The sequence below is a fragment of the Desulfonispora thiosulfatigenes DSM 11270 genome (assembly GCF_900176035.1).
Taxonomy (GTDB): Bacteria; Bacillota; Peptococcia; order Peptococcales; family Desulfonisporaceae; genus Desulfonispora; species Desulfonispora thiosulfatigenes.
The window spans coordinates 22131-35165 of sequence record NZ_FWWT01000005.1 but is presented as its reverse complement, the minus strand read 5'-3'; the positions used below and the strand labels follow the sequence as shown (position 1 = coordinate 35165).

General features: G+C 32.4%; 13 protein-coding genes. 7 read left to right on the top strand and 6 right to left on the bottom strand.

What is annotated here, in order from left to right:
* The first annotated feature begins 48 nt into the window (after positions 1–48).
* The 6 genes from iorA to B8965_RS00170 all read left to right on the top strand — a co-directional run bounded on the left by iorA (position 49) and on the right by B8965_RS00170 (position 7085).
* On the top strand, positions 49–1839 hold the full coding sequence (gene iorA / locus B8965_RS00195; protein WP_084051851.1) for an indolepyruvate ferredoxin oxidoreductase subunit alpha: 1791 nt from the start codon (positions 49–51) through the stop codon (positions 1837–1839).
* The gene (locus B8965_RS00190; protein ID WP_341451501.1) at positions 1839–2426 is read left to right on the top strand and encodes an indolepyruvate oxidoreductase subunit beta; all 588 of its coding nucleotides are present in this window, start codon (positions 1839–1841) and stop codon (positions 2424–2426) included. Before iorA ends, B8965_RS00190 begins: the two co-directional genes overlap by 1 nt.
* Positions 2427–2430: 4 nt before the next feature.
* Positions 2431–3657 (top strand): phenylacetate--CoA ligase family protein, encoded by a 1227-nt coding sequence (locus tag B8965_RS00185; protein ID WP_084051994.1) that lies wholly within the window; start codon positions 2431–2433, stop codon positions 3655–3657.
* A 163-nt stretch (positions 3658–3820) separates the two neighbouring features.
* On the top strand, positions 3821–4087 hold the full coding sequence (locus B8965_RS00180) for a hypothetical protein (RefSeq protein ID WP_084051850.1): 267 nt from the start codon (positions 3821–3823) through the stop codon (positions 4085–4087).
* A gap of 111 nt (positions 4088–4198) precedes the next feature.
* Positions 4199–5782 (top strand): ClC family H(+)/Cl(-) exchange transporter, encoded by a 1584-nt coding sequence (locus B8965_RS00175; RefSeq protein ID WP_084051849.1) that lies wholly within the window; start codon positions 4199–4201, stop codon positions 5780–5782.
* A 94-nt stretch (positions 5783–5876) separates the two neighbouring features.
* Positions 5877–7085 (top strand): NADP-dependent isocitrate dehydrogenase, encoded by a 1209-nt coding sequence (locus B8965_RS00170; protein WP_084051848.1) that lies wholly within the window; start codon positions 5877–5879, stop codon positions 7083–7085.
* Positions 7086–7143: 58 nt separating this feature from the next.
* Here B8965_RS00170 and B8965_RS00165 read toward each other — a convergent pair whose 3' ends face one another.
* The 3 genes from B8965_RS00165 to B8965_RS00155 all read right to left on the bottom strand — a co-directional run bounded on the left by B8965_RS00165 (position 7144) and on the right by B8965_RS00155 (position 9690).
* A complete protein-coding gene (locus B8965_RS00165; RefSeq protein WP_084051847.1) occupies positions 7144–7593 on the bottom strand; it encodes a CBS domain-containing protein in 450 nt (149 codons plus the stop codon).
* A 73-nt stretch (positions 7594–7666) separates the two neighbouring features.
* Positions 7667–8485: an ion transporter gene (locus B8965_RS00160; RefSeq protein WP_084051846.1), complete on the bottom strand. Its 819-nt coding sequence runs from the start codon at positions 8483–8485 to the stop codon at positions 7667–7669.
* Positions 8486–8550: 65 nt separating this feature from the next.
* Positions 8551–9690: an MFS transporter gene (locus B8965_RS00155; RefSeq protein ID WP_341451525.1), complete on the bottom strand. Its 1140-nt coding sequence runs from the start codon at positions 9688–9690 to the stop codon at positions 8551–8553.
* A gap of 211 nt (positions 9691–9901) precedes the next feature.
* Here B8965_RS00155 and B8965_RS12525 point away from each other — a divergent pair, with 211 nt between their 5' ends.
* Positions 9902–10057, top strand: coding sequence for a hypothetical protein (locus B8965_RS12525; RefSeq protein ID WP_200805834.1), 156 nt, complete (start codon positions 9902–9904; stop codon positions 10055–10057).
* Between the two features lie 295 nt (positions 10058–10352).
* On the opposite strand, the gene B8965_RS00150 is transcribed toward B8965_RS12525, so the two are convergent.
* The 3 genes from B8965_RS00150 to B8965_RS00140 all read right to left on the bottom strand — a co-directional run bounded on the left by B8965_RS00150 (position 10353) and on the right by B8965_RS00140 (position 12999).
* Positions 10353–10814 (bottom strand): DUF2680 domain-containing protein, encoded by a 462-nt coding sequence (locus B8965_RS00150; protein WP_084051844.1) that lies wholly within the window; start codon positions 10812–10814, stop codon positions 10353–10355.
* A 98-nt stretch (positions 10815–10912) separates the two neighbouring features.
* A complete protein-coding gene (locus B8965_RS00145; RefSeq protein ID WP_084051843.1) occupies positions 10913–12316 on the bottom strand; it encodes a sensor histidine kinase in 1404 nt (467 codons plus the stop codon).
* The gene (locus B8965_RS00140; RefSeq protein ID WP_084051993.1) at positions 12313–12999 is read right to left on the bottom strand and encodes a response regulator transcription factor; all 687 of its coding nucleotides are present in this window, start codon (positions 12997–12999) and stop codon (positions 12313–12315) included. Before B8965_RS00140 ends, B8965_RS00145 begins: the two co-directional genes overlap by 4 nt.
* Positions 13000–13035: the final 36 nt, after the last annotated feature.

Here is a 13035-nt window from a genome sequence, read left to right as displayed (position 1 = left end):
ATGAGCTTTTTTTATTTTTAAGATTGAGTTATTTTAGGAGGTTATTACATGGCACAAGAGCTATTAATGGGAAATGAAGCTATTGCAATGGGAGCAATTCGTGCAGGAGTGGGAGTTGTTACAGGGTATCCTGGAACTCCATCAACAGAAATTTTAGAAACAATTGCTAAAAAAAACAATGGAAAGATTTATGTTGAATGGTCTATAAATGAAAAAGCAGCTTTAGAGGTTGCTGCAGGAGCTGCTTATGCGGGAATGCGTACACTGGTAACGATGAAGCAGGTTGGATTAAATGTTGCCTCAGACCCAGTGATGAGTCTTGCTTATATTGGTATTAAAGGTGGTATGGTAATTGTTGTCGCTGACGATCCAGGCCCTATTTCATCGCAAACAGAACAAGATACTCGTCAGTTTGGTATTTTCTCGAAATTGCCAGTTTTTGATCCTTCATCTCCAGAAGAAGCTTATTTAATGATTGAAGATGCTTTTAATTATTCCGAAAAATATAATACACCAGTTATATTCAGACCAACCACTAGAGTGTGCCATGGTTGTGCCTCTATTGAAGTAGATGATAAGAAACATGAAATTCAGGTAGAAGGTTTTATTAAAGATCCTAAATGGGTTATCTTTCCACGTCTTTCTTATCAAAATCATTTAAAAATAGAAGCACGCACGCCTATTTTAAGTAAAGACTTTTCTTCTTATCGTTTTAATTCTGTCGTAGGTAGTGGAAAAAAGGGGATTGCTACGGGAGGAATTAGTTTTGCTTATACTTCGGAAGCTTTAGCAAAACTAGAAGGTGAGAGTAAGCTTTTTAAGGTCTCAACCCCACATCCCTTTCCAGAAAAATTAGCCCTAGAGTTTTTAACAGGGTTAGAAGAAGTATTAGTAATTGAAGAATTAGACCCTGTTATTGAAAAAGAGTTGGTGTATTTATGTGGAAAGTATAATTTATCCGTTAAAATAAAGGGAAAATTAACAGGGCATATGCCTCAGGCAGGAGAAAACACCGTAGAAATAGTGATAAAAGCTGTAGCTAGTTATTTAGATATCGCTTTAGAAAAAATAGATATTCAAGAAGGTATACCTGAATTACCAATTAGACCACCTGTACTTTGTGCTGGTTGTCCTCATAGAGCTTCTTTTTATGCTGTTAAACAAGCAATGAAAGGCCAAAAAGCCGTTTTTTCAGGTGATATAGGGTGTTATACTTTAGGAAATGCTAGCCCTCTTAATATGGTAGATACTTGCCTTTGTATGGGAGCTGGGATTACAATTGCCCAAGGACTTCACCGAGCAGAGCCAGATGCTAAAAATTTTGCCTTTATTGGAGATTCGACCTTTTTTCATTCAGGTATCCCTGGTGTAGTAAATGCTATTTATAATGAAACTGATATAGTGCTAATTGTGTTAGATAACTCTACCACTGCGATGACGGGTCATCAGCCTCATCCAGGTACAGGTAAAACCATGATGGGAAATGTATCAGAAAAAATAGATATTAGTAAAGTGCTTACAGCTTTAGGTGTAGAAAATGTAACTACTTGTGATCCTTTAAATTTAAAAGAGGCAATTAGTGTAGTTAAAGGTGCTGCTACTATTAAGGGAGTATCTGCTGTTATTTTTAAGTCTCCGTGTATAGCGGTTACAAAGCCATCCCCTTTATATGTTGTTGATGAGGATAAATGTACAGGATGTAAAAGATGTATAACAGAATTAGGATGCCCAGCTATTGTTAAATTAGACAGCAAAGTACAAATTGATTCTGCCCTTTGTTATGGATGTTCAATTTGTGCCCAGGTTTGTCCATTTGATGCAATCGGAGGTGCTAAATAATGATTAATTGTATTTTAGCAGGTGTAGGCGGACAAGGTACCATTTTAGCCTCTAAATTAATTGCTCAAACTGCTATGAATAAAGGCTTAAATGCACGTACTGCCGAAACAATTGGCATGGCACAAAGGGGTGGCTGTGTGGTAAGTCATGTGCGTATTGGTGAGAATATTCATTCTCCTTTAATTCCTTTAAAATCAGCTGATTTAATTATAGGTTTTGAGCCAGCTGAAGCAGTTCGTTCTTTGGGTTATTTAAAGGAAAATGGTACAGTTATTGTGAGCCAAAAGGCAATTAAGCCAATTACAGCCTCTCTTTCTAATTCTGATTATAATGGAAGTGAAATGATTTCCTATCTTAAAAATACTATAACTAACTTAATCGTTGTAGATAGTGAAAAAATTTGTGCTGATTGTGGTTCAGCTAAGGTATTAAATATTGCCTTATTAGGAGCAGCTGTAGCAAGTGGAGCACTGGAAATGAGCTTAGAAGAAGTTAGGGCAACAATTAAAGATAGATTAGCTGAAAGGTTTGTAGAGATGAATTTAAAAGCACTGCATCAAGGTGCTGAATTTTTTAGAGGAGTGTAGAATGATGAGAAGAGAACAGTTTGAGATAATTAGAGAATTATTAATTAAACTTCCCAAGGTTAGTGAGTTTTATCGTAATAAGTTTGCAGGAATTGATTTAACTGAAATTAAGTGTAAGGAAGACTTTGAAAAGTTACCTTTTACCAATAAAGGTGATTTAAGAGATGCTTATCCACTAGGGCTTGCTGGTGTTCCTGATAGTGAAATAGTTCGTATTCATTCATCTTCTGGTACAACAGGTACGCCAATTATTATTCCTTATACACAAAAGGATGTTGAAGACTGGGCTATAATGTTTAAGCGTTGTTATGAAACAGCAGGAATGACTAATTTAGACCGTGTGCAAATTACCCCTGGATATGGACTGTGGACAGCTGGAATTGGCTTTCAAACGGGAGCTGAGCTATTAGGTTCAATGGTAATTCCTATGGGACCTGGTAATACTGATAAACAAATTCAAATGATGAGGGATTTAAAAAGTACAGTTTTATGTGCTACTTCTTCTTATGCTTTACTTTTAGCAGAAGAAATTGCTAAGCGTGGAGTTAGAGATGAAATTCATCTTAAAAAAGGAATAATAGGTTCAGAGCGTTGGGGCGAAAAAATGCGCTGTCGTATTGCTAATGAGTTAGGGGTAAAGCTTTATGATATATATGGCTTAACAGAAATTTATGGGCCAGGGATTGCTATGAGTTGCGATCATGAATGTGGTATGCACTATTGGGATGATTATGTATATTTTGAAATAATTGATCCAAACACAGGTGAGCAGGTTCCTAAAGGGGAAATAGGGGAATTAGTAATTACTACTCTTAGAAAAGAAGGAGCTCCTTTAATTCGTTATCGTACCCATGATTTAACGCGTTTTTTACCTGGAGAATGTGAGTGTGGACTTAAGTTTCCGAGGATTGATACTCTTATCGGTCGCACAGATGATATGGTTAAAGTTAAAGGAGTTAACATTTATCCTGGACAAATAGATGAAATGTTACGTGAAATAGAAGGAGCTAGTAGTGAGTATCAAGTAATGATTGACCATTTACAGGGAAAAGATATTATGACATTGTTTTTTGAAATTGAGAATATTGCAGATAAAGAAAATGTTGAAAAAAATGTAAGCAAATATTGTAAAACAAAAATTGGCCTCACTATTTTACCAAAGGCTGTAGCTATGGGAGAGCTTCCAAGAAGTGAAAAAAAATCTACGCGTATCTTTGATAATCGATATTAAGAGTTAATAAAGATAGTTAAATACAATATTTTCTAGTTAAAATAAAAAATAAGAAATAATTTTAGATAACTGACATAAAAACCTCCAATAGAGAGAAAATAATAGTAAGAAATTTTAAGATAATTTCTTAGTTATGATAAATCTTTAATGGAGGTTAGATAAATTGTTAAATGATATTATAGAAAAAAGAGCTGTGACGAAAGGTCTTCATAGTCTAGTATTAGAGATTCCAGTGGATGAATATAACAAAGTTTATAATCAGTTTAATAATGAAGTAGCTACTGAAATTTTAAATCATCATTTAGAAAATAGAGGTGATGATGGAAGACCATCTGATATTGAAATTCAACATGAAGATAATAATATCGTAACAATTACTGCAAATGTACACTATTTAGGAAATGACCATACAACATATAAATACAATTGATTTAAATATGCTGACACTCATGAGATAATGAGTGTCTTTTATTGATTATTTAGTACATAAATTCTATAATAAAGGTTATGTATAGAAAAATTAAAATGAAAGGGGCATAAAATGGCGAAAATTAATAAAAACAATACTTATAACACCTTATCTCATTGGCATAAATTTCGACTTAAGCTAATGTTAGAAGGTATTGTTGTCGGTATCTTTGCAGGATTTTTAGTTGTTTTTTATAGGATAATTTTAGATGATGCTGAAAAGCTTAGAACGTATTTTTTGAACTTAAATATTGAAAAAGGATTATTAATACCTTTATGGTTTTTAATTTTAATATTCCTAGCCTATATAGTGGGAATCCTTGTAAAAAGAGAACCATTAATAAGTGGTAGTGGTATTCCCCAAGTCAAAGCTCAACTATTAGGAAAATTAGAAATGAATTGGGTGTCTATTGTTATAAAAAAAGTAATCGGAGGCTTTATCTCAATAGGGGCAGGTTTATCGCTTGGAAGAGAAGGCCCTTCCATTCAGTTAGGTGCTGCGATGGGACAAGGTTTTAGTAGAATATTTAAAAGATTGAAAATTGAAGAAAAATATTTAATTACTAGTGGTTCTAGTGCTGGTCTTGCTGCTGCATTTAATGCTCCTCTAGCTGGGGTAATGTTTTCTTTAGAAGAAGTTCATAAGCATTTCTCACCTCTTATATTATTATCTGCGTTATCTGCCTCGTTAACAGCAGATTTCATTTCATCACATTTTTTTGGCTTAAAGCCTGTCTTTAGTTTTGAAAATGTAGGCACCTTACCATTAAATAGTTATGGATATATTATAGTGTTAGGAATTATAGTGGGAATTTTTGGTGTGTTTTATAATTTTAGCTTAATAAAAACCCAAGAATTGTATTCTAAATTAAAATGGATACCCGTTGAGTTTAAACATGTTATTCCATTTTTAGTTGCCGGTATATTAGCATTTACTCTTCCGCAGGTTTTAGGTGGTGGGCACGGACTTATTGATGCTCTAACTGAGGGTAGTATTACAATGAAAATGCTAATGATAGTTTTATTAGTTAAGTTTGTCTTTTCAATGATTAGCTATGGTTCTGGTGCTCCAGGTGGTATCTTTTTTCCCTTATTAGTATTAGGCGCATTAACGGGGGCTATTTATGGAAATGTTTTAGTACATTTCTTTAATTTTAGTCCAGAATATATAAATAACTTTATAATTTTAGCCATGGCAGGATATTTTACTGCTATTGTTCGCGCACCTATTACGGGCAGTATTTTAATAACTGAGATGACTGGGTCTTTTTCTCACTTACTTTCTTTAACGATCATCTCCCTAGTAGCTTATGTTGTTGCAGATTTATTAAAATCAGCTCCAATATATGAATCATTGTTAGAAAGAGTTTTAAAAAGTAATGGAATATACGAGACTGTTGGCGATAGTAAAAGTAAAACTGTGCTAGAAGTACCGGTATGCATCGATTGTGAAATGGATGGTAAACAAATTAAGGATTTAAAACTTCCAAAGGACTGTTTACTTGTTGCTATTAAAAGAGGAGAAAAAGAAATTATCCCTAGAGGAGATACGGTGATTTATTCAGGTGATTGTTTAAATGTGTTAGTAAATGAAGATAAAGCAGCTCTGACAAATCAAGAATTATTAGAAATGGGTAGAAATTTAGACGAAGGTTAATAATGTATACAATAAGTAAAGGCTTAGTTTATTTTCTTTAAAGTTAAATTAATGTATAATGAATTAGAATTAGCAATGAAAGGTGAGGATGACTATGGTAGAGAAAATTAAAATGCAGATTCCTTTAGTAGAGATGGACGGAGACGAAATGACCAGAATAATCTGGCAACAAATAAAGGACACACTTTTATTACCATATATAGATTTAAAAACTGAGTATTATGATTTAGGTTTAAAAAAGAGAGATGAAACTAACGACCAAATTACAATTGATGCAGCTGAAGCTACAAAAAAATACGGAGTTGCGGTAAAATGTGCAACTATCACCCCTAATGCTCAAAGAATTACGGAATATAATTTAAAGCAAATGTGGAAAAGTCCTAATGGAACAATAAGAGCTATTTTAAATGGAACAGTATTTCGCAGTCCGATAATTGTTGAAAATATTAAACCATTTATTAGTAACTGGAAATATCCAATTACTATTGCAAGACATGCTTATGGTGATGTATATAAAAGCGTAGAAATGAGAACTAAAGTAAAAGGTAAAGCAGAACTTGTATTTACAGATGAAGATGGACAAGTTTCTAAAGAATTAATTCATGATTTTGATGCTCCAGGAATTATTCAAGGAATGCATAATACGGATTATTCTATTGATAACTTTGCAAGAGCTTGTTTTGAATATGCTTTAGATTTAAAACAAGATTTATGGTTTTCAACCAAAGATACTATTTCTAAACAATATGACCATACCTTTAAAGATATATTTGCGGAAATTTATGAAAAAGAGTATGAAGAAAGATTTAAAACTGTAGGAATTGAGTATTTTTATACCTTAATTGACGATGCTGTAGCAAGGGTTATTCGTAGCTCTGGTGGATTTATCTGGGCTTGTAAAAACTATGATGGTGATGTGATGTCAGACATGGTAGCTACTGCTTTTGGTAGTTTAGCGATGATGACATCAGTACTAGTTTCGCCAGATGGTCATTATGAATTTGAAGCAGCTCATGGTACGGTAACAAGACATTATTATCAACATTTAGAAGGAAAAGAAACTTCTACAAATCCAATTGCCACTTTATATGCTTGGACAGGAGCGCTAAAAAAACGTGGAGAATTAGATAATAATGAAGATTTAATTAATTTTGCAAATAAGCTTGAAAAGGCTTCTCTTGAAACTATTGAAGCAGGCGTGATGACTAAAGATTTAACTGCTTTAGCCGGTGGTGAAGTACAAGCAGTTACTACAACACAATTTTTAGCAGAAATAAATCAAAGACTAGTAAAAGCTCTTTAGGAATTAAAGCTTATTAATATAAAAAAATAAAAAACATAAAAAACCTTGAAGCAAGAATTTAATCTTGCATCAAGGTTTTAATTACATCTCTTCTAGTGACAACTCCGATTATTTTTCCATTTTCCATGACAGGTAAACGTTTGATTTTTTTATTTATCATTAAAGAAGCAGCTTCTTCAATTTCAGCATCTTGTGAAATTTCTATGATTTTAGGTGTCATTATTTCAGAGGCTTTTAAAGCAATTAGTTTTTTAAGGTCCGATTCATATTGCTTTACACCACTATAATAAATAATAGCTCCTAATAACCCAAAAGCCCCAGGTGCACGAGGGTTTGTTTCTTTATGTAATAAGTCTCCCTCGCTAACAACTCCTACTAAAATATTTGAAGAATCAACTACAAAAACACCTGATATATTATTTTCTACTAATGTTTTTGCAATTTCTTTGATTTGTGTCTCAGTATTGATTGTAATAACATTGGTTTGCATAATATCTTTAACCTTCATTTAGACAACTCCTTTCGATAACATATAAAGTATGTTTATTTATTATAGCATAATTATTAGTTATTAGACCTTACTATAGTAGTTTTTCACCACATTTCTTGCAAAAAATAGCATCAGGAGGATGACCTTCTAAAGCACAATCAGGGCAGGTTCTAGTGGTTACAGGGGTCTTACTTGCCTGAGCTAATTCAAAAGAGATTATTCCTGTGGGAACAGCTAAAATACCATAAGCCATAATCATAAGTGTACTAGCAAGAAGTTTTCCCAGTGCTGTTTGAGGTGAAATATCACCATAACCTACTGTAGTAATAGTAACAATTGCCCAGTACATGGATTCGGGAATACTAGCATAACCATTGGTTGGACCTTCGATAATATACATTAAAGAACCAACGATTGTTATAACAGAAAAAATAGTAAACAGAAAAACCGTAATTTTAGGTCGACTGGCTTTTAAAGCTTTTAGGAGAATACCTGATTCCTCAACATAACGCACCATTTTAAAAACCCTAAAAAGACGTAGTAGCCTTAATACCCTGATAACCAGTAAAAAATGAGCACTAGGGACTAATAAACTAAGAAAGGCAGGAAGAATAGTTAATAAATCGACTACACCATAAAAACTAAAAATATATTTCCATTTATTATGTACAGTTATAATCCGTAAAAAATATTCTAAAGTGAAAATAATAACGAAAAACCATTCTAAGACGAGCAAATCATCGCCATAAGTATATTTTATGCTCTCAACGCTTTCCGCCATAACAATAATACTGCTAAACATTATAAAGAATATTAAAGCAACATCAAAGGCTTTACCTAAAGGAGTATCCGCTTCAAAAATAATTTTATATAGGGAAACTTTCCAACTTTTTATATTATTATCATTCATAAAGTCAACTCCTGAAACCTTTAGATTAATAATAGTATTTGATTTAAGTGCGTTTTTTATTGACCTTAATTATAATTAGTATTTTTTTTATCAGCATCTTTTAAATAAAATATTATTGCTGGGATTATTATTAAAAATGCACAAACTAAATACATAAGTGATAGTCCTAATTTATTAGATAATAAGCCCATTACAATCGATCCAAGTCCAATACCAAGATCCATGGCTGTAAAGATAGTACCATTTACAGCACCTCTCCTAAAGGGTTCAACTCGATTAATAGCCATTGCTAAAATGGTAGGCTGAATAATCCCAAAGCCAATTCCCATGCTGATAGCAGCTAAAACGAAAAGTAAATAACCATTAGCTAGATACAGCATTGTGAAAGAAACTACTAAAGCTATAAATCCAATAATCATAATTTGATTAGGACCTTTTTTATCAAACGTTTTACCTGCATAAGGTCTCACAAATAAAAGAGATGCACCATATATTAGAAAGAATATACCAGCATTTTGAATACCTAGTTGCCCAGCATAAAGAGTTATAAATGAGATAATTCCACCATAAGTTAAGGTAACAAAAAATAAAACAATGGATAAAGAATAAGCTCTAGGTTCGAGAAAACTTTCTAAACTAATTGTTGGCTTTTCCCTTCCCTGATTTGGATTACCTTCATAACCTTGTATACCAAGCACACACAGTAGAGCAAAAATCGCAATCACAAAACCAGAACTAAAGAGATAGCTAAATCCATAGTAATCTAAGATAAAAAGACTTAGCATAGGACCTACAGCCATGGCAATTGTATTTGCAAGTCCATAATAACCCATTCCTTCACCTCTTCGTGAAGCAGGAACAATGTCACTTGCAATCGTACCTGATCCCGTGGTGACAAAACCCCAAGAAAAGCCGTGGACTGCTCTTAAAATTAAAAGCATAACTAAACTAGTAACAAAATTGTAGGCTAAAGTTGTAACAGTAAAGGCAATTAAGGCAATAATTAAAATTCTTTTTCTGCTTAAGGTATCTAAAAGATAGCCAGAGAGTGGACGAACTAGAACAGCTGCAATAGTAAGTGTACCCACAATATAGCCTACATTTCCTTCATCACCATGTAAGACATCTATCACATAGATAGGGAGAGTAGGAAGTAAAAAATAAAAGCTCGTAAAAATAAATAAATTAACTAAAGAAATTAAAATAAAATTCTTTGTCCATAAAGGTTGTTTAGTAATTATAATCTCCTCCTTAATAAAATTTCAAAAAAATAAATGTATACAGTTATATAAATAGTACTATAAGTTTAATATATTATAATCTATTTTAACTTTATTACCAATTCCCTTGTATATAATCTCCTTTTTTGCAAATACTATATTTGTATTTATCTGAATTTTGAAGGAGGCTATAATTATGGCAAAGGCAGGAATGAGAAGACCAGACCCGAGTGAACCTCATGGAACAGAGAGTAACAAGAAACAAAAATTCCCGAAAAACTCAATGAAGCCTGTTCCTGAAATTCAAGGTAAAGCAAAAAGAGGACATGAAAAAGCAAACCCAATTGAGTAATTTTATGAAGTAAAAATGCTTTAAAGGCAAAAGGAGGGTTTAATAATGGCAAAAAAGAGTCAGCCTGATAGTAAGGAAGCTAGAGTTAAAAAAGGTAATTGTCAAAACCCACTAGTACGAGAAGCTCAAAAGTACAATAATAATTCTCAAAAATAATATAATTAATTTTAAGTATAACCTTCTTTTTAGATATATTTTAAATTATTCTGAAAAGAAGGGTTTTTTATCGATAATTTTAAACCATAATAAAAAAGCCAGCAAAGATATAAAATTATCTTTGCTGGCTTAATAATACTTATCTATTTAAATTTTGACCACAACCCATACCTTGACCGTTTCTCATACCTGCGCCTCTACCCATTCCGTTACCTTGACCCTTGCCAAATCCTACACCATGTTTTTGGCCTATTTTTGCTTCGCTAGTACCATCGCAAGTTGCTTGATTGTCTTTGATTTTAGTGTAAATTTCATCAGCTTGTTCTTTAGTTAAATTTCCTTCTTCTACTTTTTGATCAAGAATTTCCTTTTTTTGTTCTAACATTTGAGTTTTAAATTCTTCAAGTTTTCCTGTTTCTTTTGCCATTTCCCCATAAGTTTTACCTGAAGCTCTTTCCTCTCTAACTTCCGCTACAGTTTTTCCGGTTAATTCAGAAGTAATGTCGGCAGGCGTTTTAAGACCTGAAGCAAAGGCAACTCCGCCTACACCAAGTACACCTACAATTGTTACTACGGATACCAATTTCTTTAATTTAATCATAATCTTTTCACTCCTTATAATTTGTTTTTTGTTATAGTGCTATTATAATTATTAAATGTGATAGAAGTATGATAGAAGCTTGAAAAAAGAGTAAATTATTAAAGATTTTTATTTTTTAGTTCAAACCAAAATGTAGTACCCTCACCTTTTTTACTTGTAACCCCATATAAAGCATGATGTGCTTCTAAGATGTTTTTAACAATAGCTAGTCCAAGTCCTGTTCCCGCCATTTTAGCCTCATTAGTTTTATCTCCCTTATAATACCTATCCCAGATATGCACAAGATTTTGCTCAGATATACCTTCTCCAGTATCCTTAATTTCTATCCTAATAAAATCATTATAGTTAGCAACAAGGATAGAAATCTGACCATTTTCATTTGTATGATTAAAAGCATTATTGATAAGGTTATAAAAAACTTGCTCAATTCTAGTTTCATCAATTATTAGATCTAATTTAGCTGGGCAATGAGCAGAAATGGTTATACCTGTTTTTTCACTTAAAAGTTCATACTTATTAAGAATCCGATTTAATAAATAATTTAAGGAGGTTTTCTGCAAATTTAAGTCAAGGTATCCCGCTTGCATTTGCGATAAATTAAGAATATCATCAACCATTTTACTTAGGCGTTCTGATTCTTCAATAATAATTTCTAAGTGTTTTTCACGCTTAACAGGAGTATTACCTGTGATATCCCGAATTGTTTCAGCATAACCTCTGATTATACTTAAAGGAGTTCGTAATTCATGGGACATATTAGCAATGAGTTCTTTGCGAAGTTCTTCAATTTTAGCTAATTCTTGACCCATGTAGTTTATGGTTTCCGCTAATTGACCAATCTCATCTTGACTATAAGATATTATGCGATCCGAAAAATCACCAGAAGCCATTTTTTTTGCTGTTTTTTTGATTTTTAAGATGGGTTTAAGAAAGTTATTAGCTATGATAAAAGAAAGAATCAAGGCTACTAAAAATAATATAATCGATATGTAGAGAAATTGCTTTTTTAAAATTAAAGCAGTATCTTCAACAGGGGCTAGGGGCATGTTAATATAAAGTGCTCCTTGGATATTACCAGATATTTGTATAGGCAACCCTATTTGCATGAATTTATTTCCAAAACGAGGATGGGTTTGTAAAATTGCTATTTCTTCACCTATAATAATTTTTTTGAAATTTTCCTGGTGCATATTGTGATGCATCATCATGGAAAAATTATTATTCATTCCTGTACTTTTATAGATAGTATTTCCGGTAGCATCAATAATTTCAAGACTTAAATTATTATTATAGGTAAAAAGGTCTAATTTATCTCCAATTCCCTGTATATTATTATTTTCTAATTCGTTAATAATAGAATAACCTGCATTTTTTATTTCTTTGACTCTCATATCAGTATAAAATTTTTCTAAAAAAACAATTTGAAAAAGCCATAATAAAATAAGCATGACCACAACAAGAATCATCATTCCAGCCCAAAGTTTTATGCGAATACTTTTCATTTTTTTTCTCCAGTTTCAAATTTATAGCCCGTACCCCATACTGTTTTAATAAATTTACGATAAGATTTCAGACTGTCTCTAAGCATTTTAATATGAGTATCTACTGTCCGAAAGTCTCCCATAAAATCATATCCCCAGACAGAAGTTAAGAGTTGTTCTCTAGAAAATACCATATTAGTGTTTTGGACAAAAAAGTTTAATAATTCATACTCCTTGGGGGTAAGACTAATTAAATTTTCATCTACATAGACATTTCGGGAATCAAATTCTACTACAAGTCCTTCGGCCTTAAATTTATTTTCAAGTGATTTATTTTCCTGTGTTAAGGAGCTTCTTCTTATGATTGCATTCATACGAGCAAGTAGTTCTTTAGGACTAAAGGGCTTCACTATATAATCGTCAACACCTAATTCAAAACCAAAAAGTTTATCATATTCTTCTCCGCGAGCTGAGAGCATAATGATTGGCACTTTTGATATTTTACGAATTTCTCTACAGGTACTCCAGCCATCCATTTTAGGCATCATTACATCTAAAATTATCAGAGAATAATCATTTTGTTTAATAAGCTCAAGACCATCTAAACCATTAGATGCTTCATTAACATCAAATTCTTCTTGACTAAGATATTCTTTAATCATTTCACGGATACGTTCTTCATCATCGATAATTAAAATTTTCATTTTATTCACAGTATCCCACCTTTAATTTTGATTTGT

What these genes read in the sequence shown, in the direction of transcription:
- B8965_RS00185 (WP_084051994.1), top strand. Translation starts at nt 2,431, where the DNA reads ATGAGAAGAGAACAGTTTGAGATAATTAGAGAATTATTAATTAAACTT.
- B8965_RS00175 (WP_084051849.1), top strand. Translation starts at nt 4,199, where the DNA reads ATGGCGAAAATTAATAAAAACAATACTTATAACACCTTATCTCATTGG.
- B8965_RS00165 (WP_084051847.1), bottom strand. Translation starts at nt 7,593, where the DNA reads ATGAAGGTTAAAGATATTATGCAAACCAATGTTATTACAATCAATACT.
- B8965_RS00190 (WP_341451501.1), top strand. Translation starts at nt 1,839, where the DNA reads ATGATTAATTGTATTTTAGCAGGTGTAGGCGGACAAGGTACCATTTTA.
- B8965_RS00170 (WP_084051848.1), top strand. Translation starts at nt 5,877, where the DNA reads ATGGTAGAGAAAATTAAAATGCAGATTCCTTTAGTAGAGATGGACGGA.
- iorA (WP_084051851.1), top strand. Translation starts at nt 49, where the DNA reads ATGGCACAAGAGCTATTAATGGGAAATGAAGCTATTGCAATGGGAGCA.
- B8965_RS00160 (WP_084051846.1), bottom strand. Translation starts at nt 8,485, where the DNA reads ATGAATGATAATAATATAAAAAGTTGGAAAGTTTCCCTATATAAAATT.
- B8965_RS12525 (WP_200805834.1), top strand. Translation starts at nt 9,902, where the DNA reads ATGGCAAAGGCAGGAATGAGAAGACCAGACCCGAGTGAACCTCATGGA.
- B8965_RS00140 (WP_084051993.1), bottom strand. Translation starts at nt 12,999, where the DNA reads ATGAAAATTTTAATTATCGATGATGAAGAACGTATCCGTGAAATGATT.
- B8965_RS00150 (WP_084051844.1), bottom strand. Translation starts at nt 10,814, where the DNA reads ATGATTAAATTAAAGAAATTGGTATCCGTAGTAACAATTGTAGGTGTA.
- B8965_RS00145 (WP_084051843.1), bottom strand. Translation starts at nt 12,316, where the DNA reads ATGAAAAGTATTCGCATAAAACTTTGGGCTGGAATGATGATTCTTGTT.